Origin of the sequence: Longitalea arenae, assembly GCF_016924755.1 — a bacterium.
Classification (GTDB): Bacteria; Bacteroidota; Bacteroidia; order Chitinophagales; family Chitinophagaceae; genus Niastella; species Niastella arenae.
In genome coordinates this window covers 72,923-97,481 of sequence record NZ_JAFFJX010000012.1, presented here as the reverse complement: position 1 = coordinate 97,481, position 24,559 = coordinate 72,923, and the positions used below count along the sequence as shown (strand labels likewise).

Below are 24,559 nucleotides of genomic sequence, written 5' to 3'. Positions count from 1 at the left end.
ATGCTGAAAAGGGGTTGTTAACACCCATATACAATTTAAGTAAAAACAAAAAGGTCATTACATCGAATGACCTTTTTGCATTGAAATTAATTTATAAGATCTGTTAATAGCCTTCGTTTTGTGTGAGATTTGGATTAACAGCAAGCTGTTCAGCCGGAATCGGGAATATGAGGTATTTGGGATCGTCTGTAGGTTTTTCCTGCCAGGGTTCCAGGAATTTGCCAAACCTGATCAGATCCTGCCTTCTCCATCCTTCCCAATATAATTCCCGTCCTCTTTCATCGAGCAATGTCTGCAGGTCTAATGAAAGCAGGGGTGTAGCGCCGCGTTTTGCCCGGATCGTATTTACGATTGTCAATGCAGGGCCGGCACTGCCTGTTCGCAGCAAGGCTTCGGCTCTCATTAACAGCACATCGGCATAACGGAATATTACATAATCATTATCGGCCTGGTCGCCACCGGTATAGTCGATCGGATATTTCATTACCCGGATCCCGGTTATTTCCAGGTTGGGGCCCGTTTCCTTCAGTTTAACTTCAGGCGTAAAGGCAAGGGGATTTCCTTTCCTGTCTTTTAAGGCTTCTCCTTTTTCATTGAATTGCTGCCCTACGAGGAAGCCGGTGCGAACGCCACCTACATCGGTCATGCCCGGATAGGAACCACCGCGGCGTTGATCGGTAGCGCCGAACTTGTTGTAAAAATCTGACAATGTGGTAAACCCGTTCCAGCCACTTGGCTTTTGATTGTAGTGTAATCCCAGGAACCATCTTGAGCGTACGTTACCACCTCTGTCGCCATCTTTATTGTACAATGTAAAGATGTTCTCTGTTGAGCGGGCATCATTATCAGGCGCGAAATTATCGAATACGTTATCTGCCAGGGTATATTTATTACTGGCTATGATCTGATCGGCGAGCGTAATTACCTGGTTCATATCGGCGGCAGGATATGTAGGGTTCTGCCGGTTGGCAAATGTGCCTTTGTTAAGATAACATTTCATCAGTAATACCCGGGCGCCATCTTTATTGGCAACGTTTGCTGGTCCGTCGGGCAGTGCACTCATAATGGCATTGAGCTCGCTGATTACAAAATCCACTGCTTCGGTTCCTGTCATCACCCTCGGCGTTTTTTTCAGATCCTGCAGGTCATCGCGGAAAGGCACCTGGTTCCATCCATCGGCAACTACGAACATGGTAAGCGCCCTGATAAATCTTGCTTCTGCAGCCTGCTGCGCAGAAGGATTGAATTGCAACACGTTTGTAGCTGCATATTCTGCCTGCAACAGTTCCCTGAAAGTTTCTCTTAAGAAAGTATGTTCGGCGGTCCAGGCATGGCTGTGCAATACCCGCCATACACCGTTATCATCCCAGTCGGGCCCCCTGGTGGGTCCAATCACCTCGTCGGTGGTGTGCTCCTGGGCTGCCCATAATCTCGATTGATCCATGAACGGGCTCTGCAGTGAATTGTATGCACTTCTTAGCAGGTCATTGACCGGAATAGCAGATGTTTGTTCCAGTTCCGATTCAAATTTTTCTTCCAGTTTTGTACAGGCGCCCAAAACCAGCATGAAAAGACAACTATATATTATTACTTTATATTGTTTCATATAGGCTGTATTTATATTCTTATAATGACATTGCTACCCCTAACAGGAAGGTTCTTGCCGTTGGGTAAGGCGTATATTCAATACCCAGGGATGGGATACCTCCCACCGCTTTATCGGTATTCACTTCGGGGTCAAAACCGGTAAAGTCGGTTATTACAAACAGGTTCTGGCCGGTTAAGGATACCGTTAAGCTTCTAAAGGTCTTGCCCAGATTGTCGAACGAATAACTAATGGTCGCATTGGCCATCTTCAGGTAATTTCCTTTCTCGAGATACCTGGTAGATGGTGTAATGGGGTTGGAAGGATCTTCCTGTACGTCACCGCCAATGAGATTTTTCGCTATGTTACGTGTTCCGAGGTTACCGATCGGCAATACGGTGTTAGCGGTATTATTATATATATAGTGCCCGAAGTTTCCGTTCATATTAACAACAGCCGAAAAGTTCTTGTAAGAAAAATCGGTGCTGATACCCAGTAACGTTTTGGGATTGGGGCTGCCCTGGTAGAACCTGTTGATCGAGGGGTCGCCACCTGTATAGATAGCCTGACCTGTTGCTTTGTCTAATCCTTCATAATTAGCCAGGTAGAACACATTCAGCGGCTGATCGCTTACGAGGCGTTGGGATGTAGCGCCTGAAATACCCTGACCATGCAAAGCGCCTGTTTCGTAATAACCCAATATGCCCCGTACTTTATTGCGCAGGAAGGATGCATTCACGCCGATGTTCCAGTTGATATCCCTGTTCCTGATAATGCCGCCGTACAGTGATAACTCAACGCCCTTGTTCACGATATTACCTGGTAAATTCACCCAGAACTTGGTACCTGCAGGACCCGGTTGAGGCACGATCTGTTCAAACAATACATCGGTTGTTTTCTTATAGAAATAGTCGAGTGAACCAGTGATCCGGTCGCCCAGTACACTGAAATCGATACCACCATTGGTAGTGGTAGCAGTTTCCCATTTCAGATCAGGATTTTCGATGTTCAGCTGGGATATCGATTGCTGGCCAAGTGCATACCTGCGTAAAGAAGCGCCTGAGGGGAATTCCTGGTTGCCGGTTCTACCCCAGCCAATGCGCAATTTCAGGTTCTTTACAACATCCACTCCTTTCATGAAATTTTCATTGGAAAGGTTCCATGCGAATGCCAGTGAAGGGAAGTAACCATATTTTTTGTTCTCACCAAATTTGGTACTACCATCGGCACGTAGGGTAGCTGTTAACAGGTACCGGTCATTGAAATTGAAGATGGCTCTGCCAAAAAAAGATTGCAGTTCAGTGGTAGGTGTCAGGAAAGAGTAGATCTGCCTGTTACCCTGCGTTGAATACTGCATCATATCATAATAACGTAAACCACCGGCATCGGTAAAATCGGTTGCTGATTCACCGGAATTTGTGGATACGTATTTCAGGTATTCATGGCCGACTGTTGCATTCAGGTTGATATTGTTCCCGATCTCCCTGGTAAACTGCAGGTAATTGGTCACCTGTTGCGCAGTTTCTTCGGCGTTAAAAATACCTGCTACACCCTTGTCTTTAATTCCCTCGATATTGATCCATCTTTTCAATTCGCCTCTGGATCTGCCGGTACGCCGGGTGATGCTGTATTGAAGCCTGTACTCCAGCCAATCAGTGAACTTATAGGAGGGCACGATGGTTGCCAAAGTTATATTCTCGTTGGTTCTTGCATCGTATGCTTCCAGCATGGCCACCGGGTTAACGGTTGTTTCACCAACAGCGGGGTCAATCCACACAGAGTCAGTACCGGGTTTATAAAACGCATGCGTTGGATTCCACTGTAATGCCTGACCGATCAAACTTCCGGTAAAACCGGCGTCATTTGAGATGGGAGCCAACTGTTCATTTGTACCCGTTGTAAACAAACTGAAGTCAACATTCAGTTTCCGGTTGTTCAGCAGTTTGAAGCTACTGTTCAGGTTGGCGGTGTATTTCTTAAAATTCGATTCTTTCACAACGCCCTGTTGGTCGAGGTAACTGAAAGAAACGCGGTATTTGGCATTTTCTGAACCACCGCCTATGGCCGCATTGTAATTCTGCGTGTAGCCGGTGCGGGTAATTTCATCCATGGCATCATAATTACCTCCGAAATTTCCGCCGGTCAGATTATACTTTTGGAGCGCGTCCCTGTACTCGTTACCATCCAGCACCTCTAATTGCCGCATCATCCGGCTTACCCCGAAAGAAGCGCCTGCTTCCACTACAGGATTGCCGGTTTGTCCTTTTTTAGTAACGATGTATATCACTCCATTGGCGCCTCTGGAACCATAAATGGCTGTGGCCGAAGCATCCTTCAGGATCTCCATGGAAGCAATATCATTTGCATTAATGAAGTTCAACGGGTTGGTACCGGGTGTGGAGGTTCCGATACCATTACTGATGGCATTTGGGCGGGCGGAGCTGCCTGAAAGCGGCACCCCATCTAATACATATAGTGGCTGTTGCCCTGAGCGGATTGAGGCGTTACCCCGAATGCGAACGGTGGTGGGAGCCCCTGGCTGTCCGCTGTTACTGATCACCATCACGCCGGCAGCCTTACCCTGGATGGCCTGGTCGGGGGATACGATCACACCTCTGTTAAAGTCCTTTGCCTTTACAGACTGAACGGAACCGGTAACATCCCTTCTTCTGGCCGTTCCATAGCCAACGACGATAATTTCGCCAAGATCGGCGGTACTTTCAGCCAATGTAAGATTCACGGTGTTTGTGGCTGAAATGTCAACATCCTGGGTAGCATAGCCAACGGCGCTCACGGTGAGCGTTCTCGTTGCTTCCGGCACCGTGAGCCGGAAAAATCCTTCAGTACCTGTAGTAGTTCCTCCTTGGGAACCTTTAATGACAACAGAAGCACCAACAATGCCGGCGCCCTTGCTGTCTTTGATGTTTCCCGTAACTTGTTTGGTTTGTGCGTAAACGGTGAGAGAATACATGACAGTCAATAAAGGCAGTATTGCCTTTAGCAATCGTTTTGAGGGCATAATAGAAGTAGTTATTGGTTAAGAAACAAATGATACCACTGTGTAACCTATACACAATTATACTTAATTTTCAAGACTTCCAAAAAAAATTAAAGCCAATTAGCCATTGTTCTCCAAAAACTTAATGCTACGCAATTAGTGCCTGACTCAAGGGATTATAGCTCCGACGCCACGGTATAGAAGCTTGTAACCATGCACCGGATTGACTGGTATGTAGTGATTAGTGTATCCTTCTGATTAGATAGACAGGTGAAACATTAAAATGCTGCTTAGAGGGTGTTTTTAAATGATAAATCTTAATTATACCGGCATTGGGGTCTTCATCTTGCCGTTGGGGAAGCGGGAAGTATTAAACCGGTATAACTTGCCTGGCCGGTGCGGAACGTCCTGTTCCAGCTCATTCATATCCTCCAGCCAGTTCATGAGGAAGAATTTTTTCCTGAAGTTGCGGCGGTCCATTTTTACGCCCAGGATGGCCTCATACAGGTTCTGTAACTCGCGGAGGGAGAACTTTTCAGGCAGGAGGTTGAATACGATGGGATGTTCTTCAATCTTTGATTGCAGGCGTTGCAAGCAGGTATCGAGGATGATCTTGTGATCAAAAGCCAGGGTGGTGATCTCATTCACCGGATGCCAGTGCAGTTCATTGTCTGATAACACAGGCTGGTGGTCTTTGATATTTATCAATGAATAATAGGCGGTGCTGATCACCCGGCCGGCCGGGTGCCTGGTCACTTCGCCAAAAGTATACACCTGTTCGAGGTATACATCATCGAGACCGGTACGATGTTTCAATACGCGGTAAGAGGCGCTGTCGAGGTTTTCATCGGGCCTGACGAGGTCGCCGAGTAAAGACCACTGGTCTTTAAATTCTTCGAGATCAGATTTGATCAGTAATACTTTCAGTTCGTTCTTATCGAATCCAAAGATCACACAATCAACAGAGATCGCTATCTGAAAAAACTCGCTGTCTTCAGAGCGTAATTGCTGAATGGTCCGTTGTAATGCTGTTCCCATGGCTATGAGCAGATTGTCAGGGTTAATAAATACTTGAATTTATATCAGGCCAACCTATCCTGAAAAATAGCAGGCAGGTTAAGTAAACACAAAATTCCGAAGCAAATGATGTAACCGGAAGGAGCTCCATTGACACGCAATCGTAATACAGCGCTTCATTCTTCGATCCTAATGGGCCGGTAAAACCGGTTATCATATTAACTTACAGGTAAAGATATACTGATTGTTTCACTCCCGAACGCTTCCAAATTTTTTCCGCCACTTTTTGACGATGGACATGTTTTAAATACCATACCTGTTCCTTAAGCGGTAACACATATGCAACTCATTGCATATTAACAAGTTTCATGGCCGTTTAGGGATTCCTGACATAGCATTTTTATTGCATAAAACGGCTGTAGCAGCCGGTTTTCAAATTCTCAGTAATTGATATTCGTCAATATCGCATTTCCCTAACTGTGCCAGTCAGGCCTGTACATGAAACAGGTCATTGAGTTAACTTCGCCTAAAACTGAATAATAATTTATGTATTCGCCCGACCAAACAAAAGCTATCCAAAAGCTTACTACCGGTTTAATGGAGAAGAACGCGCAGGGTCATATAACCGAGAAGGATATCGACACCCTGCGCGAGGTGCTTCGCTTTCATGAACACCGGTATTACATCATGAATGATCCGTTGATTGCCGATTATGAGTACGATCAATTATATAAAGCGCTTGATAAACTGGAGCAGGCGAACCCTGCCCTGCGTACATCCGACTCACCCACCCAGCGGGTGGCCAAAGAGCTTACTAAGGAATTTCCAACCGTATCGCACCTCGTGCCCATGTTATCGCTCGATAACTCCTACAATGCCGATGACCTCATCGACTTCGACCGGCGGGCCCGGGAACTAACCAGGACCAACGAGCTGGAATATTGTGTGGAGCCCAAGTTTGATGGAGCCAGTATTTCCCTCATATACGAAAAGGATATGCTGGTGCGTGGCGCCACCCGCGGCAACGGCGTGCAGGGCGACGATATAACGACCAATATCCGGCAGATCAGATCGATTCCCTTAAGGGCTAACATTTCCAAATATGGGCTCGAGCAGATCGAGATCAGGGGAGAAGTGTTAATGAGCAAGCAGAACTTCAAGAAATATAACGATCAGCTGGCCGAACAAAATCTGCCGCCACTGGCCAATCCGCGCAATGCCGCTGCCGGCACCCTGCGCATCAAAGACCCCAAGGAAGTGAGTAAACGAAACCTGGAAGCTTTCTTATACCAGGTGAGCCATTATACCCAATTACCCAATGAGATCCTTGACAATTCGCTGGAGAGCCACAGCGGTTGTTTGAATATGTTATGGGAGCTGGGCTTTCGCAGTCCGGTCAAAGAAAAAAAGGTATTGAAAGGTATTCAAGCGGTTATTGAATATTGCCATGAATTTGAAAGCCAGCGCGACGATCTGCCTTACGAGATCGATGGTATGGTGATCAAGGTGAATGACATCCACCAGCAGGAGCAACTGGGTATGACCACACACCATCCCCGCTGGGCAATTGCTTACAAGTTCAAGGCCCGCCAGGCTACCAGCAAGCTGAAAGCGGTTGAGTTCCAGGTTGGGCGTACCGGTTCGGTTACCCCGGTAGCGAAAATTGATCCGGTGCCTATCGGCGGTGTTACAGTGGGTTCTATTTCATTATTTAATGAAGAAGTGATCAGGGACAAAGACCTTATGATCGGCGATACGGTATTGGTTGAGCGGGCAGGGGATGTTATACCCTACATTGTGAAATCCTTACCAGAATTACGCAATGGCGGCGAAAAGAAAATAGAATTTCCTACCCATTGCCCGGTATGTGGCGACAAGCTTGAAAAGCCAGAGGAAGAAGCTGTTTGGCGTTGCAGCAATATCAACTGCGAAGCGCAGGTGGTAGAGCGCATCATTCACTTCACCAGCAAGGATGCCATGGACATCAGGGGCCTCGGGGAAGCCAACATTCGTAAGTTCTATACGTTAGGTTTTCTGAAAGATGTACCTGGTATTTATCAGCTGCCCTTCGATAAAATAGGAACATTGGAAGGGTTTGGTAAGAAAAGCATCACCAACCTGCAAACGGCCATTGAAAACTCGAAAGCACAACCCATCCATCGCCTGATCTTTGCCCTGGGCATCCGGTATGTAGGAGAAACAACTGCGAAAACGCTTGCCCATGCTGTTAAGCATTTGTTGGAATTAAAAGACTACTCACTCGAAGACCTGTTAAAGCTGGAAGATATAGGGCCCAAAGTGGCCGGAAGTGTGCATCAGTTTTTCCATAATTGGGACAATATAGAAACCCTTCAAAAGCTCGAAGCGTTAGGTCTGAAGCTGAAAAACGACAAAAGAGACCTGAGCACCGGAGGCAACCTGAGCGGTCAAACGTTTTTATTTACGGGCACCTTGCCTACGCTCAAACGCAGTGATGCCGAGGCAATGGTAGAAGCTAACGGAGGCAAGCTGTTGAGCAGCGTTAGCGCCAACTTAAACTATCTGGTAGCGGGAGAAGAGGCAGGGAGCAAGCTCGAAAAGGCCAAAAAGATAACCTCCATCAAGATCATAACCGAAGCCGAATTCCTGTCCCTTATACATCATTGATATGATTCTTATCAATTGTTTGAATTTCACATTTGTTTTTTTGTAACTTTAGCCAAAAGGAAAAGGCGATGATAAAAAAACTCCCCAATGAGGTGTGGAAACCCCTGCAGTTTCCAGGCTGGAAGCACCTCCGAAAAAAGTATGCGTTATCCTCCATGGGACGCATAGCCAGCTACACAGAAGACGTTGTTGAAGACGGTAAATTGCTTCAAGGCTCCCTGACTACCGGTTACAGAACTTTGAATCTCCATCGTCCAGGCAACAACGGTACTTTGTACATTCACCGTGAGATTGCCCGTTTGTTTCTTAAAAAACCTTCACTCAAGAACAAGTACGTGATTCACATCAATCACAATAAACTTGACAACGCAGTGAAGAACCTGAAATGGGCTACACTTGAAGAAATGATTGAACATCAGCAACACAGCCCGGCGAAAATTGCGTACAAAAAAGTACAGGCAAACAGAACCGAAGGTCTGAAGCTGAATGCGAGTCAGGTCAAGGGCATTAAGAAGATCCTCAACGACAAGAACCGGAAGATCACCATTAAAAAATTAGCGGAAAAATTTGGCGTCTCTGAGATGACCATGTACCGCATTAAGAGTGGTGAAAACTGGGGCAGGATCAAATAGTGCCCGGTAATTGATGCAGACATAATAAGTGGTGTGATCGCATAAGGCTAGCGACTCACACCACTTGTTTTTTTGGGGGATCACTGGTGGATGGTGAACGGTCAATAGTCAATGGGCAATGGACAATGGGCAATGGACAATGGGCAATGGTCAATGGACAATAGACATCGTCAATGGGCAATGGGCAATGGACAATGGTCAATAGTAAATGGACAATTGGCAATGGGCGATGGGCAATGGTGAATGGTCAATGGACAATCGTCAATGGTCAATGGACAATGGACAATGGACAATGGACAATGGGCAATGGACAATCGGCAATGGGCGATGGGCAATGGACAATGGGCAATGGACAATCGGCAATGGGCGATGGGCAATGGACAATGGGCAATGGACAATCGGCAATGGGCAATGGGCAATGGTCAATGGGCAATAGGCAATGGGCAATGGTCAATGAACAATAGACATCGTCAATGGTCAATGGCTTATCAGGATTTGAGATCAATAACCAAACTTGCGCCGCCTCTTGCCTCTTTGCCTCCTTGCCTTCTTACCTTCTTGCTCTTTGCCTCCTTGCCTCCTTGCCTTGTTGCCTTCTTGCCTCCTAGCCTCTTTGCCTCCTTGCCTTCTTGCTCTTTGCCTTTTTGCCTCCTTGCACTATCTTTGGCTATGCTGCAACCATCCACACTCAAATTCCTTAAAGACCTATCAAAGAACAATAACAAGCCCTGGTTCGATGCGCACCGTAAACAATACGAGGATGCGAAAAAAGATTTTGAAACCTTTATTCAGGCTGTTATTGACCGGCATGCCAAAAAAGACGAGACCATTCGCGAACAGGAAGCCAAAAAATGTTTATTCCGCATTAACCGCGATGTGCGCTTCTCGAAAGACAAATCACCTTACAAGACAAATATGGGCGCCAGCATAAACCGCGGCGGCCGCAAGTCGATCTTTGCCGGTTATTACTTTCACCTGGAACCCGGCCAGAGCTTTGTAGGAGGCGGCATATGGATGCCCATGCCTGCAGAAATGAAAAAGGTAAGACAGGAGATCGATTATTGCTACAACGAGTTTAAAAAGATCGTTCAGTCGAAGAAGTTCGTAACCGTTTATGGCGACCTGTACAAAGAAGACGGTATCGGCTTAAGCCGGGTGCCCCAGGGCTTCGATAAAGACAATCCGGCTGCCGAGTATTTGAAGCTGAAAAGCTGGATCGCCATGCAATCGCTGAAAGATACAGAGCTCACCGCCAAAGACCTCGTTAAAAAGACCCTCACCGCTTTTGAGACCCTGCTGCCCATGATCCGGTTCATTAACCGCACGATGGAAGATTAGGCAAAGCAGTCAAAAAAGTCAAATCAGTCAAAAGAGTTAAAGCAGTCAACAAAAAGGTCCGAAAGAAAGTTGCGTTTATGCTAACGATCTTCCGGACCATATATTGAATACACTTACTTACTAACTTACCTCACTTATTTGATCCAATATACTTTACCGACTAGTTCAACAAGCCTTTGCTCATCAGGTACTCAGCGATCTGAACGGCATTGGTAGCCGCACCTTTACGCAGGTTGTCGCTAACGATCCACATGTTAAGGGTATTGGGCTGTGTTTCGTCACGGCGCAATCTTCCTACAAATACTTCATCTTTTTCATGCGCATCCATCGGCATAGGGTATTGCTGGTTGGCCGGATCATCTACCACAACAACGCCAGGCGCCGAAGCCAGCAATTGTTTAACTTCATTCAGCTCATAATCTTTGGTGAACTCAACATTCACGCTCTCACTATGCCCGCCCATTACCGGAATACGCACAGTCGTAGAAGTTACCCTGATGGAATCATCCCCCATGATCTTTTTGGTCTCATTCACCATTTTCATCTCCTCTTTCGTATAGCCATTATCGAGGAACACGTCGATCTGTGGAATTACATTGAGGTCAATAGGATATTTATACGCCATGGGATATTCGCCATTAGCTTGCTGAAGCGCTTTACTACGTTCGCCCATCAACTGGTCAACCGCTTTTTTACCAGTACCGGTAACACTTTGATAGGTTGAAACCACAATACGGCTGATGTTATATTTCTTATGCAAAGGTTGTAAGGCCACAACCATTTGGATCGTGGAGCAATTCGGGTTGGCAATGATCTTGTCATCTTTGCCCAGCACATGTGCATTCACTTCAGGAACTACCAGTTTTTTGGTAGGGTCCATACGCCAGGCTGAAGAGTTATCAATAACGGTAATACCGGCTTCAGCAAATTTCGGCGCCCATTCCAGCGAAGTGCTGCCACCGGCTGAAAATAAAGCCACGGCAGGTTTTGCGGCAATAGCATCTGTCATGCTCACCACTTTGAATTTCTTTCCTTTAAAGCTTACTTCTTTTCCAACTGACCTTTCAGAGGCTACCGGAAGAAGTTCTGTAACCGGGAAATTCCGTTCTGCTAAAACCTGTAACATTTTGGTGCCCACTAAACCGGTGGCGCCTACAACCGCGACTTTCATGTTTTGCTCCTTTTGTTTTGTTTTTTGGTTGAACACTCCCCTTTACAGGCAGCGTATGTTTAAATAAAAAAAGCCTTCCCGTTCTGTGGGAAGGCTCCTGAATATGTTGATGTACAAAGTAGTCCTCAACCTTCCCCGTGTATGGAGCTTGTCTTGGTAACCTTTGTATATTTCTTTATTCTTTGCATTTCGTGGCCAAAATTAGTCACCAAACGCTTTATCCCCAAATTAATTTTTGCTTTCCGGCACTTAATCATCATCAACAAATGAATGTTCGCCGCGCGGCCCCCCTGTTATCATGTTAATATCCAATATATTTGCCCGCATTCGATCATGGCTCTGCTTAGGTAGTATTAAATCTATCTAGAACCATGATGCTACCTGTATTCCGGCTGCTATTTCCGGCCGCCTGCTTACTTTGTTGTATGGCCGGCTCCATGGCCCAGTTGCCAAAACGCTTCGATGTGGTCATTGACGAACTGCTGCCCGATCCCGCTCCGCCCGTTCAATTACCTAATGCTGAATTCATTGAACTGAAAAATGTTTCTGCAACGGCTTTTAATATGCGCAACTGGAAGCTGAGCGACGGCAGCACTACGGCTACGATAACAAGCTCCTTCGTTCTGCAACCCGATAGTTTTGTTGTTATTTGTGCGGCCAGCGCGGTTGCCGCTTTTGCCGCATATGGACCGGCCATCGGCGTAAGCAATTTCCCTTCCCTGAACAATGATGCCGATATCATCTCCCTGTATGGCCCCGACGGCAGCCTCATTCATGCGGTTGGTTATGATAATAGCTGGTATCAGAACGCCGTCAAAAGCGATGGCGGCTGGAGCCTCGAAATGGTAGATACCAAAAACCCCTGCACCGGCATGAACAACTGGAAAGCCAGCACGAACGTACAGGGTGGTTCACCTGCAGCACCAAACGCCGTAAACGACAATAATGCCGATGTGCAGCCGCCGGCTTTATTAAGAAGCTTTACTCCAGACAGCCTCACCGTCTCACTGCTCTTTGACGAACCGCTCGATAGCGCTTCCGCTGCTTCCCCCTACAACTATACTATAAATAACGGAATAGCACATCCGGTTGCCGCTGCCGTTCTCATGCCCTTATGCACAGAAGTTGTATTAAAACTGGGCGCCGCCCTGCAGCATGCTACTTTATATGAATTAAGCGTTCAGCAGGTCAAAGACTGCGCAGGCAACACCATTCATCAATTGAATAGCGTAAAAACCGGATTGCCGGTGGCGGCCGGCAGCCAGGACATCATTATTAATGAAGTGCTGTTCAACCCCGAACCCGACGGTTTTGATTACCTCGAAATCTACAATCGCAGTAAGCGGGTAATTGATCTGAAACAGCTCTACCTCGCTACCCGCAATGCCACCGGGCAGTTAAGCGGCGCTATACCGGCAAGCGCTGTTCCCCGTTTATTTTTTCCCGGCGATCACCTCGTTCTTACTGAGAACAGGCGTTGGTTACAGCAACGCTACCTCATTAAGGATCCGGCCCTGATCATGGAATTGCCGGCCCTTCCATCCCTGCCCGATGATAAGGGCAGCGTTGTATTACTGAATGTACAGGGAACTGTTGTTGATGAGCTACACTATGACCATAGCTGGCATTTCGGGCTCATTGGCAATAAAGAAGGCATTGCGCTTGAACGCATTAATTACAACCAGCCCACCCAGGAAAGATCGAATTGGTCGTCGGCCGCTTCTACGGCCGGTTTCGGCACCCCGGGTTATGCCAATTCACAGCGCATGAGCGACGGCCAGCCTTCCGGCCAGGTGGCAGTGACACCCGCCGTTTTTTCCCCCGACAATGATGGATTCAATGATTTTGCGGCCATTGACTACCAGTTGAACGAACCTGGTTATGTGGCCAATATCCGCATCTTCGATGCCAATGGCCGTACCGTTCGCCACCTGGCGCAAAACGCCACACTGGCGGTAACGGGCCGCTTTCGCTGGGATGGACTGGACGACAAACTGAATAAGCTACCCGTTGGCATTTACGTGGTACTAACCGAACTCTTTAATGGGCAGGGCAAAACAAGAAAATTTAAACAGGTAGTTACCCTGGCGAGAAGGCAATAATAGATAAAGCAAAACCCTGCCGCTGGCAGGGTCTCTTATTATAATTTTAGCTGAATATGTTTTTATTATACCAACTCGATATCAAAGTTCACCAGGTCAACAAACTGTTGAATACGGGTATCGATATCGGCGCGGGTGATCTCTTTCAGACGTTGCGGACCAAACTTCTCCACGCAGAACGATGCCATGGCTGAACCTACAATGATGGCTGTTTTCATGTTGTCGAAAGAAATATCTTTGGTGCGGGCAATATGACCGATGAATCCACCGGCAAAAGTGTCTCCGGCGCCAGTTGGGTCGAAAACTTCTTCGAGTGGCAGGGCGGGCGCAAAGAACACCTGGTCGCCGTGGAATAACAGGGCGCCATGTTCCCCTTTCTTAATGATCAGGTACCGGGGCCCCATCTTTAAGATCTCTTTGGCGGCTTTAACCAGTGAGAACTGGGCGCTCAGCTGACGGGCCTCACTGTCGTTCAGCATCAGCACATCTACTTCTTTCAATACAGCTTCCAGCTCAGGCATGGTGCTTTCCATCCAGAAGTTCATGGTATCCATCACGATCAGGCGCGGACGGGTCTTCATTTGCCTAATCACACTCATCTGGATCTTTGGATCTAGATTGCCCAGCATCAGGAACTCGGCAGTTTGGTAGGAATTAGGTACAACCGGATCAAAATCGAGCAGTACGTTCAGGTCGGTCACCAATGTGTCGCGGCTGTTCATATCCATATGATAGCGGCCGCTCCAGAAAAAGGATTTCTTATCAGGCACCACTTTAACGCCCTCCAATTCAACCCCTCTGCCTTGCAGCTCCTGCATCTCTTCTTTCGGGAAATCGAATCCCACGATAGAGATCTGCTGTATTGGCTGAATGAAATTGCTGGCTGCATACGCAACATAAGTGGCAGATCCGCCAACAATCCGGTCTATTTTAGCAAAAGGCGTTTCAATTGCATCAAAGGCCATGGTGCCTACAACGATCAATGACATAAGTAAATTTTTAACCCATAGCCCTTCCATAACGGGGGTACCGGGTGACTAATTAATTATTAATGAAGGAATCAGATAAAACCGCTGCTGGCCCTGCCATTGGTTGAAACCGGGTTGCTGCGGCGTGCAAACGTACGCGAAATTCTGCAAGTGTTGAAACAACCAGCCGGTTTTGACGGACTATTTATTAACTTGCCGGCATCTTGTTACACCTGATCGCTAACAAATTGCGTTAATATATAGAACGCTAAACTACATTGACTACTGCAGCCGTTATACGGCCGCCATGATTATGACCTGTTTCCGTACTACTGCCCACTTAGTGTTATTGCCGATTATTCGTTAGTAGGCTATTTTTATTTTTTAACCTTATATCAAGTAATTCACGCTAACATTTGTTAGCATTTTATTATCTTTGACCCCCGATTTATATGGCTAAAATTAAAAGAAACAGAAACGGTACACGGAAAGACGTTATCATCGCCAAAGCAGCCAAGCTGTTCCGCGAGAAAGGCTTCAGCGCAACCTCCATGCGCGACCTGGCCGAACATGTAGGTGTTGAAGCAGCGAGCCTGTACAACCATATCAGTTCAAAAGCCGAGATCCTGCAGGAGATCTGTTTTAAGACGGCTAATAACTTCATGTCGCATATTGAGGAAGTGGATGCCACGCCCAATAAAACCGCCATTGAAAAGATCCAGGCCATCCTTCGGTTCCATATAAAGCAAATGCTCGATAACTATGAAGAGGTATATGTAAGCGATCGCGAGTGGAAACACCTCACCGATCCTTACTTATCGAACATGCAAAGCCAGCGCAGGGCTTACCGGCAACGCATCGCTTCCGTTATTGAAGAAGGGATCCGCAAGGGAGAAATTAAACCAATAGACGCACCCACCGCCGTATTGATCATGTTGCATGCTGTCAGCGGTATCGAATCCTGGCATCGCAGTAAGAAAAAAATTGCCGGCGAAGTACTGGAAGACAATATGGTGCAGATACTGGTTGACGGCCTCCGAAAACAAGCATAGTTCACTAAAAATTCGCCCGTTTGGCTACGCATTTTCATCCATTGACGATTGCTGATATCAGAAAAGAAACGCCCGATTGTGTGTCCATCGCATTCGAGGTGCCCGATGACCTCAAGGCGACTTACCGCTTTAAACAGGGGCAAAACCTCACATTACGCACAGTAATCAATAATGAAGAGGTACGCCGGTCCTATTCTATCTGTAGCTGTCCGGCCGATAATGAACTTCGCGTAGCGATCAAAAAAGCGCCTTATGGAAAATTCTCTGTATGGGCGAATAATATGCTGAAGAAAGGCGATGTGCTGGAAGTAATGCCGCCCACCGGCACTTTCTTTACTGAACTGGATCCCGCACACAATAAAAAATATTTGGCTTTTGCTGCAGGCAGCGGTATTACTCCGTTGATCTCCATTATCAAGACAACCCTGTTAACGGAGCCCGGCAGTTCTTTCACCCTGGTATACGGCAACCAGAACCGCAATAGTATCATATTTAAAGAACAGCTGGAAGCATTAAAGAATAAATTCATCAGGCGGCTCGCCGTTCATTTCCTGTTGAGCCGCGAGCAAACCGATGCCGCTATCTATTCAGGCCGTATCGATGCCGAAAAGCTGGACCAGCTGAGTGAAAAACTCATCAATGTACAGGGCATGGATGAGATCTTTGTCTGTGGTCCTGAACAAATGATCTTCACGGCAATGAACTGGCTGCAGGGGCATGGTATAGAAAAAAAGAAGATCCATTATGAACTGTTCACTACACCGGGAGAAAAAGCCGAAGTAAGAACTAAGAAGCCGGAGCTAAGAAAAGAAGAAGAAGGCACGCCCGAAAGTAAGGTTACGGTGAAACTGGATGGTATTGCTTTTGACTTCAAGCTGCCGTACGATGGTGAAACCATCCTGGAAGCAGCCCTGCAGCAGGGTGCGGATCTTCCCTTTTCCTGTAAAGGCGGCGTATGCAGCACCTGCAAGGCCAAACTGATGGAAGGCAAGGTTGATATGGACACCAACTATGCATTGGAGCAGGAGGAGGTAGATGCCGGTTATATCCTTACCTGCCAAAGCCACCCGCGCACGGAAAAAGTGGTGATCGACTTTGATATTAAATAACGCCAAAACTTATTAACATCCCGTCCTTCCTTAGCAAAACTTTCCGGTTTTACCACCTCTCATTTTCACTTTCTTCCTTTTATCTTCGCGGCCTCAAAAACAGGTTATGACCGGCATTGACAGCGTACAGTTGCAACAGGTGATTGTTCATAAAGTTGGGAATCCGTCCAGAGGCGAAGATCTAAAGCTTTCTGCCAACCCGCTCACCCTGAACGACGATATCGTAAGGGCCTTGCTCACCAAGTATTTCCTGGGGCCTTTCAATGAGAATGAAGTTTACCACTTTACCCATATCAGCGACGTACAAATGAATGAAGTATACAGTTTTGTACGGAAGATCTTTGAAGACAGGGAAAGCTTTCTGCAACAATCCGCCTTACTGGCGCAATTCCTGTACAGCAAATCGACCCATGTAAAAGTGAAGGAAGGTGAATTTTACGTTGTGCTGTTCGAGGACGTGCCTTTTGAAGGAGATTTTATCCGCGCCGTGGGTCTTTTCAAGTCAGAAACCAAAGAAACGTTTCTGAAAGTATTTCAACATGGCCAAAGCTGGGAAGTGATCCAGGAAGAAGGCGTGAACATCAATAAACTTGATAAAGGCTGCCTCATCTTCAACACCAATACCAATGAAGGGTATAAAGTATGTGTAGTGGATGCTACCAATAAACAAAATGATGCCCAATACTGGGTCACCGATTTTTTGCAGGTGCAGCCCTATTCCGACAGCTTCCATCATACCGACAAATACCTGAGCCTTTGCAAGAGCTTTATCACCAATGAATATCCAGAAAAATTTGATGTATCGAAAAGTGATCAGATAGATATGCTCAACCGCTCTATGGAATACTTTAAAACCAAAGAGCAGTTCAGTATAGAAGAATTCACCAATGAGGTGATCCATCACCAGGAAGTGGTTGATACCTTTATGGATTATAAAAAGAACTTTGAATCATCGCGCAATTTTGAGATCCAGGACGAGTTCGCCATCCATGTGTCGGCCGTTAAACAGCAACAGCGTGCATTTAAAACCGTTTTGAAGCTCGATAAGAACTTTCACATCTATATCCATGGCCGCCGCGACCTCATTGAAAAGGGGGTTGATGAAATGAGCGGGAAGAAATATTATAAGCTGTTCTTTGATGAAGAAAGCTAGTTACGGTTTGTGGTTTATGGTTTGTTGTTTGTGGTTATTTTGGTTCCGCATTCATTACTTATCTTCTGCAGTCTTTTCCTTCATCAGCGGGTTTTTGTAACCATAAACCATAAACATCAAACCATAAACGTTTTACGAACAACGCAACCCATAACGCTACTTGAGCACCTTAGTAAACCGTTCTATCTCCAATACTTCAGCCGACGAGAGTGTTTCGTTGTTATCATATTTCGATTTCAAAAATAAAACCCGCTTGTGCTGGGGGTATTTCGCCAGTATCGAATCCATCATTTGACCGATCTTTTCATCTTTTTCATACAGTGGCTTCGGCGGCGGCGGCGCTGATTTATACCGGGTAGGCCTTTTCAGGATCATTGCTTCCAGCGTAGCCAGCTTGTTGGCGGGAATGGAAGGCACTTTGAGTGATTTATTATACAATCCTTCCAGCTGCTTTTTACTTAAGCCGCCACGCTCCTGGTACTGCTGGTACAGGCTGGCCACAAAGGTGGAATGCGGCTGTGCTTCCAGCAAAGCTTTCAGGATGTCCATCACAACGTCTACATCTATTTTTTTCCGATACATATTAGTCAGTTTCCTTATTTGGCTTCACCTACCGGTGGCCGTATCTACTATAACCCGCTTATGCAATCGATTGCTTCCGCACAAAAGTAAGCTGCTCCATGAATTATTTATGAAATGCCTGCACTTGCAAGTTTTTGCGGCTATAAAGTGCGGCCATATTTGCAAGGGAGGCTGTAAATTCGGCAACACCTGCAAAAATAACCTACCATGTTAAAAAATCTACTAACTGTTTATGCAACTTGTTTGCTATGTGTTGCTGCATTTGCACAAAATACGCCGAAACGGGAATTCAGAGGCGCCTGGATCGCCACTTACTCCAATATCGACTGGCCCAACCGCAGTCAGACCCCGGCCCAACAACAGGCGGCTTTATTAAACATTCTCGATCATCACAAAGCAACCGGTTTAACGGCCCTGTTCATCCAGGTACGCAGCCAATGCGATGCCATGTATGCCAGCGCCATTGAACCCTGGTCGGCCGATCTCACCGGCACCCAGGGCAAAATGCCCGAGCCTTACTGGGACCCGATGCAATTCGCCATCGAAGAATGCCATAAACGGGGCATTGAATTTCACGCCTGGTTAAACCCTTACCGTGCGGCGGGTAATTCGAACAATATTCCCTCCTTTGCGGCGAACCATGTAACTAAAACCCATCCTGAATGGTTGTTAAGCCAAAGCACCTTGCGCATCCTGGACCCGGGTTTACCAGCGGTACGCGATTACGTGACCAGTGTGATCACAGATATCGTACACCGTTATGATGTGGACGGCATCCATTTCGATGATTATTTTTATCCTTCACCGCCCGGCGCCGGTGTTACACCTATCAATGATAGTGCTTCCTTTGCTGCAGATCCGCGCGGCTTTACGGTGAAGGCCGACTGGCGCAGGGATAATGTGAACCTGCTGATCGCCCGGGTATATGATAGCATCAGGAGCATAAAACCCTGGGTAAAATTCGGCGTGTCCCCTTCTGGTATCTACCGCAATAGTACCAATCCGGAGATCGGTTCAGCCACCAGCGGCCTTGAACATTACACTTCTTTATTTGCCGACACCCGCAAATGGATACAACAGGGCTGGGTTGATTATTTATGTCCGCAGGTTTACTGGTATATCGGTCAGCCCGGCGCCAATTACGGCGTAGTAGTTCCCTGGTGGAACAACAACACGTATGGCCGGCATATGTATATAGGCCTTGCCGGTTATAAAGTAAATGATCCTGCGCAGGGCGTGAACTGGGCAAACCCGTCAATGATCCCCAATGAAGTACGTTTGAACCGTTCGCTGGCCAATATTCACGGACAAGCGGTTTACAATACCAGCAGCATGCGCAGCGCTTCCAAACTGGGCTTTCGCGATTCCTTACGCCTGTTCTTTTATAACAAACCGGCCCTGCTGCCGAGTATGCCCTGGCGCGACAGTGTTGCGCCTGAGAAACCTGTGGATGTAAGCGCAGTTAAGTATGGCAATGATTCGGTTGTATTGAAATGGACCAAACCCGTTAGCAGCGATCCCCTGAATAAGGCCTGGCAGTTTGTGGTCTATCGCTCCACCAACCCGGTGATCGATATTAACCTGGCTGAAAACATCCTGTATATAACCAATAACGACACTACCGCTTATACCGACCGATCGGTTGGCCCTGATACGACCTACTATTACACAGTTACCACTACCGACCGTTTTCACAACGAAAGCGTCGCCTCGGCCACCGTTTCCAACCTGGCGCCGGTTATTGCCTGCCCGGGCGATACGCTGCTCGTGCTCAACAACGATTGCTCGCTTGTGTTGCCCGATTTCACCCGCGCAGCCAGCGTAGAGGCTTCATCACCCGTTACCATTACGCAGCTGCCGGCAGCGGGTAGCATCATAAATGGCCAATTGAACACCATTATTACCCTTATCGCTACAGATATCGCCGGCAATGCCGACACCTGCAGCTTCGTGGTACGAACAGTTGACCATACTGCTCCGCTTATCACGAATGTATCAGCCACTCCCCAGGTGTTATGGCCACCAAACCACCAATTGCGCGATGTTACCATCAATTACCAACTTAGTGACAGTTGCGGCGGCGTGACCAGTTCATTGACTGTTAGCAGCGATGAACCGGCTAATCATTTTGAGCCTGACTGGGTGATCGTAGACAACCATCATGTTAAATTAAGGGCTGAAAAATCACATTTCAATAAAGACAGAACCTATACCATTGCTATCACGGCTACCGATAGCGCAGGCAATACGAGCACCGGTTCTACTACCGTAAGAGTATCCAGCTTACCGGGCGAAAACGATGGTATCCTCACGGTGAAGGCATTTCCTAATCCTTCACCGGGCCAGTTCATCATTATGACACTGAGCACATCGCCTAAGCCACTCAGTATTACTGTAGTTAACAATGCAGGAGCGCTGATAGAATCAAGAAGCGGTGTGCCGGCAACCGGCTTATTTTACCTGGGCGCCGGTTATACACCGGGCGTTTATTACCTGGAAGTAAAACAGGGAGATATAAAAGAGACGATCAAGCTGATCAGGCTGGGACGATAATTTCATTTTATCACTAAAGAATGCCACATCGTTATGGTGTGGCATTCGTATGTTATACAGGTACAGGTTTCAGGTTACGGGCACAAAGAAAGCCGGCGATCCGACATCCTGAAACCGGCAACCTGTCACTTGCAACTGCTACATTCAATTCGAATCAGGATAATACCGCATTCACTTCTTCGATCTTTTCTTTCAACTCTTTAATGGTCATATTGTACAACACGCTATGGCGGTTATTTACCCGCTGCACCAGGTGCACATGGGCAATAAAGTTCTGCACGATCTGGATCTTATCGCTTGGCGTAACCACCAGCAATTGCAGGTGCAGCTGTTTACACAGCTCCATCAAGTAGGTTGCCTTCTCTTCATCCTGGTTGCTGAAACTTTCATCCACCGCAATGAACCGAAGACTCCGGCTGTTCTTCCCTTCGCGGGTAATACCAAACTGGTAGGCGATGGCGCTGCACAAAATGGTATAGGTGAGCTGCGCTTTTTCCCCACCCGATAATTGTCCCATCTGCCGGTAGGTTTTCTTCAGCTCATCGGTATTACGAAACTTTTCATCGGCCCAGAACTCGAACCAGTTACGTACATCCATCACCTTGTTGCGATAGCTCTCGTTTTTATCCAGCTCATCGATCAGCGGCTGTACCTTCTGCGTAAAATGTTTTGATTTTTCTTCGAAACTGCTTTGCTGCCAGTTCGCCGATTGTGGCAATGCATCCAGCAGGCGGCCCCTGAACTCTTTGATATCGGTTCCCGCAGGCACTGGCCTTTTTCCCAATTGAATATAAGTATCGGGGAGTCGGTTGAAGTTGATCCCACTCAGCGATTGATTCAGGCGTTGAACGCTGTTATTGATATCGCGCTCCCATTTTTCCATTTCCTCATTCAATCCACCGATCTTATACGTAATGGTATCATTGATATAACTTTCAAAATCCCGTTTGTATTTGGGCAGGTTCTCATGCACCAGTTTGTTCAGCCAATCGATGTATTCATTGGCATAAGCTGCATCTTCAGGCAGGTGTTGTACATCGCCATCCCATTCGGGCGAGAATTTACTTTTCAGTTCAGTAGATGGGTTCTTGATGCGGTTAATGCATTTGTTCAGCTGCGTTTCTTCGCGGTGCAGCTCATCCTTTTGCTTTTCGTGCAAACGGGTCTTTTCCGCCTTCAGCCCTTCGTATATTTCATCAATATTTTCCAGGGTTATGTTTGATAACAATGCCGCCTGTTGTTGCTGGAACTGCAGCAAGCCGTCTTTATCCGTTTCGCCGATATGTTGCAGGAGCGGCTGCAAGGCTTCCTGTTGCTGGTGATACTGTTCCATCCTGTCTTTCAACCGGGTTTCGTCGATCAGCAACTGGCCGCGCTGTGCTTCTGCTTCTTCTTTCTTCTTCTGGATCTCGAGCAACTGCGCTTTCAGGTTATCCAGCTCTTTATTGGCCTTGCGCAAGCCGTTTATCTGCTCTTGTAATTTGTGAATGCTGCGTTGAATGCCGGCAATATCCAGGGCGGCAAAACCCTTATGTTCACGGATACGGGTTACCGCATAGAACTGCTTTTGCAGGCGGTCTGATTTGGTTTTACATTTTTCCAGTGTTTCATTCGCCCTGACCGACTGATCGGCCCACTGGTTTCTCCGTTTTATCAGGAATTCCCTTTTCTTCTCATTGTTCCAGCCCATGACATACTTGCCCGGATCGTTTTTACCGGTTCGGTCGTCCTTCTCATGCCGCGATTTGTTCTTGGTCAACCCGTTCAGCGTAATGGCTTTATCATAACGGTCGAGCGTCTTTTCGTCGTTGATGCATACATGGTCGAAGTACATGATGATCTGCTGTTCAACCCATTTGCTTAAGACGTTGTCGGGATGAAATTCCAGCTTTTCACAAACTGTATCCTTTTGCGGATTCAGCTGCAGCGGATTATCGGTAACGTGTTCATATACCAGGCGGATGCCCAGGTTGTTATTGTTCACATACCTGTTCACTTTTTTGTAGTATTTATCGGGCACCAGCAGGCGAAGTGAGAATGCCCGCAGCAGTTTTTCCAGGGCCGGCTGCCATTCTATGCTATCGCTTCTCACTTGCATCAATTCGCCGCAATAGGGAAGATCATTCTGATCTATATTCAATGCATCGCAGAGCTGCCTGCGCACATGAATGAGGTTGGCCGGAATATTGTTCTTACTTTGCAGCAGGTTATTCAATTCATCTTCAACTTTCTTCCTCTCTGCATCCGCCTTCTCTTTATTACGTTTAGCGCTGTATTCATCTTCTTCATTGAGCCTTTGTTTCGTCTCCAGCTCGAGTCTTTTGCGATTTACTTCCTTTACGATGCGGTGATAAGCGGCTTCATCGGCAGGTAGTTTTTCTTCCAGATGCAGCTCCTCACACCAGCTGGCAAATAAAGCGAGGTCAGCGGTCGCTTCCTGCTTTTCCAATTCCAGCTCCTGCGCTTCTTTTTCCAGCTGTTGCATCCGCTGCCCTGCCTTGTTCTGATCGATCTGATTTTTTATAACCCGCTCTTCTTCCTGCAACTGATCATAAGTGAGTTTTACAACCTGTTGTTTTTGCTGAATGTCTTTGATGGTTGCATCGCTCTCTTCAATGGCCTGGTGCAGCAATTTGTTGCGGGTATAACTGTTCCAGATGCGGGCAGTTTGTAACAACTGCTCCGTTAGATCAATATCATTCTTTAAAGTATTAAATGCTTTGAAATGTTGTTCCACCGGTTGTAGCAGCTTTATTTGCTCTTCGGCTTTTTCAATATTCCGGCGGGCATCGAGCAGGGTAGCCAGGTGTTTTTTCAGGTCCTGGAAAGATTCTTCCATATTCCTGGGCTCCAGCATATGGGTGCGTATGAATTCATCGAGGTTACCCAGCACCTTAATACCTACGGTCTGGTTGAACAACTGCAAGGCCTGCACGCTCTGCATACCCAATACATGCACTAATTGCTGGGCATATTTGCTGGCGGCATCGAACCATTCAATTTGTTTACGGCTTCCCTTGTTGTACCGTTGATCCAATGTCTTTTTCCACTGGCCGTTCAAGTCGAAAGGTTTAAAGTCTTCATCGATGCGCAAGGCTTTATGGGCAATACCGAAAAGCTTTTTCATATCGCCATTGGAGAAATAGCGAACCTGGAAAAGTGTGACAGCCTGATCCGCTTCATTGGCAAAATGCGCCAGCAGGATGCTGTAGGCCTCCTCTTTATTTTCGCGGAGATACAGGGTTTTCAGGGAACCGGTACTTTCACTGTTCATAGTGCCGTAGCCGCCCATAACATAGGTTTCCTCCGTACGATCGCCCTTTTTTTCACTACCACTGCTCTGGTTGTAAAAACGGTACTTTTTCTCGGGAACGATGAGGGTAAGCAGGGCATCTACAAAAGTGGTCTTACCGCTTCCGTTAGCGCCAGTAAGTAAACAGGTTTCACCCATCGGCCTGATGCTATGCACCACATCGTCGAAGGTACCCCAGTTAAAGATCTCCATGTATTGCAACCGGAATCCGCTCTTTTGACTATCAGTACTAAAAACGCTTAACTGCATAAATGTTATTCCTGATTTTATATCGAACCGCCATGCCTGTCAGATCTGGTATTTAAGCCTGCCAGGTCCTGGCTTACTTTTAGAACCTCTA

16 protein-coding genes are annotated in these 24,559 nt (G+C 47.0%); 9 read left to right on the top strand and 7 right to left on the bottom strand.

All coding sequences use genetic code 11. The features are described 5' to 3' along the window. Positions 1-103 precede the first annotated feature (103 nt). The 3 genes from JT717_RS20910 to JT717_RS20900 form a co-directional block, all read right to left on the bottom strand. On the bottom strand, positions 104-1,606 hold the full coding sequence (locus JT717_RS20910; RefSeq protein ID WP_205512986.1) for a RagB/SusD family nutrient uptake outer membrane protein: 1,503 nt from the start codon (positions 1,604-1,606) through the stop codon (positions 104-106). A gap of 19 nt (positions 1,607-1,625) precedes the next feature. Beyond that, positions 1,626-4,604: a SusC/RagA family TonB-linked outer membrane protein gene (locus JT717_RS20905; protein ID WP_205512985.1), complete on the bottom strand. Its 2,979-nt coding sequence runs from the start codon at positions 4,602-4,604 to the stop codon at positions 1,626-1,628. A gap of 300 nt (positions 4,605-4,904) precedes the next feature. Then, positions 4,905-5,621: an NUDIX hydrolase gene (locus JT717_RS20900; protein WP_205512984.1), complete on the bottom strand. Its 717-nt coding sequence runs from the start codon at positions 5,619-5,621 to the stop codon at positions 4,905-4,907. Between the two features lie 525 nt (positions 5,622-6,146). On the opposite strand from JT717_RS20900, the gene ligA reads away from it, so the two are divergent. From ligA to JT717_RS20880, 4 genes are all read left to right on the top strand, one after another. Further along, entirely contained in the window at positions 6,147-8,246 is a 2,100-nt protein-coding gene (gene ligA, locus JT717_RS20895) for an NAD-dependent DNA ligase LigA (protein ID WP_205512983.1), read from the top strand. 68 nt (positions 8,247-8,314) lie between these two features. After that, entirely contained in the window at positions 8,315-8,878 is a 564-nt protein-coding gene (locus JT717_RS20890) for an NUMOD4 domain-containing protein (RefSeq protein ID WP_205512982.1), read from the top strand. Positions 8,879-9,051: 173 nt separating this feature from the next. Next, the gene (locus JT717_RS20885; protein WP_205512981.1) at positions 9,052-9,342 is read left to right on the top strand and encodes a hypothetical protein; all 291 of its coding nucleotides are present in this window, start codon (positions 9,052-9,054) and stop codon (positions 9,340-9,342) included. A 205-nt stretch (positions 9,343-9,547) separates the two neighbouring features. Beyond that, positions 9,548-10,216, top strand: coding sequence for a DUF2461 domain-containing protein (locus JT717_RS20880; RefSeq protein WP_205512980.1), 669 nt, complete (start codon positions 9,548-9,550; stop codon positions 10,214-10,216). Between the two features lie 160 nt (positions 10,217-10,376). On the opposite strand, the gene JT717_RS20875 is transcribed toward JT717_RS20880, so the two are convergent. Next, complete coding sequence (locus JT717_RS20875) at positions 10,377-11,387, bottom strand: aspartate-semialdehyde dehydrogenase (RefSeq protein WP_205512979.1); 1,011 nt, start codon at positions 11,385-11,387, stop codon at positions 10,377-10,379. A 371-nt stretch (positions 11,388-11,758) separates the two neighbouring features. Here JT717_RS20875 and JT717_RS20870 point away from each other — a divergent pair, with 371 nt between their 5' ends. Beyond that, positions 11,759-13,489, top strand: a complete 1,731-nt coding sequence (locus tag JT717_RS20870) for a lamin tail domain-containing protein (RefSeq protein ID WP_205512978.1) — start codon at positions 11,759-11,761, stop codon at positions 13,487-13,489. A 65-nt stretch (positions 13,490-13,554) separates the two neighbouring features. Here the strand turns inward: JT717_RS20870 and JT717_RS20865 are convergent, their stop codons facing one another. Beyond that, the gene (locus JT717_RS20865) at positions 13,555-14,478 is read right to left on the bottom strand and encodes a PfkB family carbohydrate kinase (RefSeq protein WP_205512977.1); all 924 of its coding nucleotides are present in this window, start codon (positions 14,476-14,478) and stop codon (positions 13,555-13,557) included. 431 nt (positions 14,479-14,909) lie between these two features. Here JT717_RS20865 and JT717_RS20860 point away from each other — a divergent pair, with 431 nt between their 5' ends. From JT717_RS20860 to JT717_RS20850, 3 genes are all read left to right on the top strand, one after another. Next, positions 14,910-15,509 (top strand): TetR/AcrR family transcriptional regulator, encoded by a 600-nt coding sequence (locus JT717_RS20860; RefSeq protein ID WP_205512976.1) that lies wholly within the window; start codon positions 14,910-14,912, stop codon positions 15,507-15,509. Positions 15,510-15,529: 20 nt separating this feature from the next. Then, a complete protein-coding gene (gene paaE, locus JT717_RS20855) occupies positions 15,530-16,618 on the top strand; it encodes a 1,2-phenylacetyl-CoA epoxidase subunit PaaE (protein ID WP_205512975.1) in 1,089 nt (362 codons plus the stop codon). A 106-nt stretch (positions 16,619-16,724) separates the two neighbouring features. Then, complete coding sequence (locus tag JT717_RS20850; RefSeq protein WP_205512974.1) at positions 16,725-17,771, top strand: nucleoid-associated protein; 1,047 nt, start codon at positions 16,725-16,727, stop codon at positions 17,769-17,771. 156 nt (positions 17,772-17,927) lie between these two features. On the opposite strand, the gene JT717_RS20845 is transcribed toward JT717_RS20850, so the two are convergent. Next, a complete protein-coding gene (locus JT717_RS20845; RefSeq protein WP_205512973.1) occupies positions 17,928-18,353 on the bottom strand; it encodes a hypothetical protein in 426 nt (141 codons plus the stop codon). Between the two features lie 207 nt (positions 18,354-18,560). Between JT717_RS20845 and JT717_RS20840 the strand changes: the two genes are divergently transcribed. After that, on the top strand, positions 18,561-20,906 hold the full coding sequence (locus JT717_RS20840) for a family 10 glycosylhydrolase (RefSeq protein WP_205512972.1): 2,346 nt from the start codon (positions 18,561-18,563) through the stop codon (positions 20,904-20,906). 154 nt (positions 20,907-21,060) lie between these two features. On the opposite strand, the gene JT717_RS20835 is transcribed toward JT717_RS20840, so the two are convergent. Continuing rightward, entirely contained in the window at positions 21,061-24,468 is a 3,408-nt protein-coding gene (locus tag JT717_RS20835; protein ID WP_205512971.1) for an ATP-binding protein, read from the bottom strand. Positions 24,469-24,559: the final 91 nt, after the last annotated feature.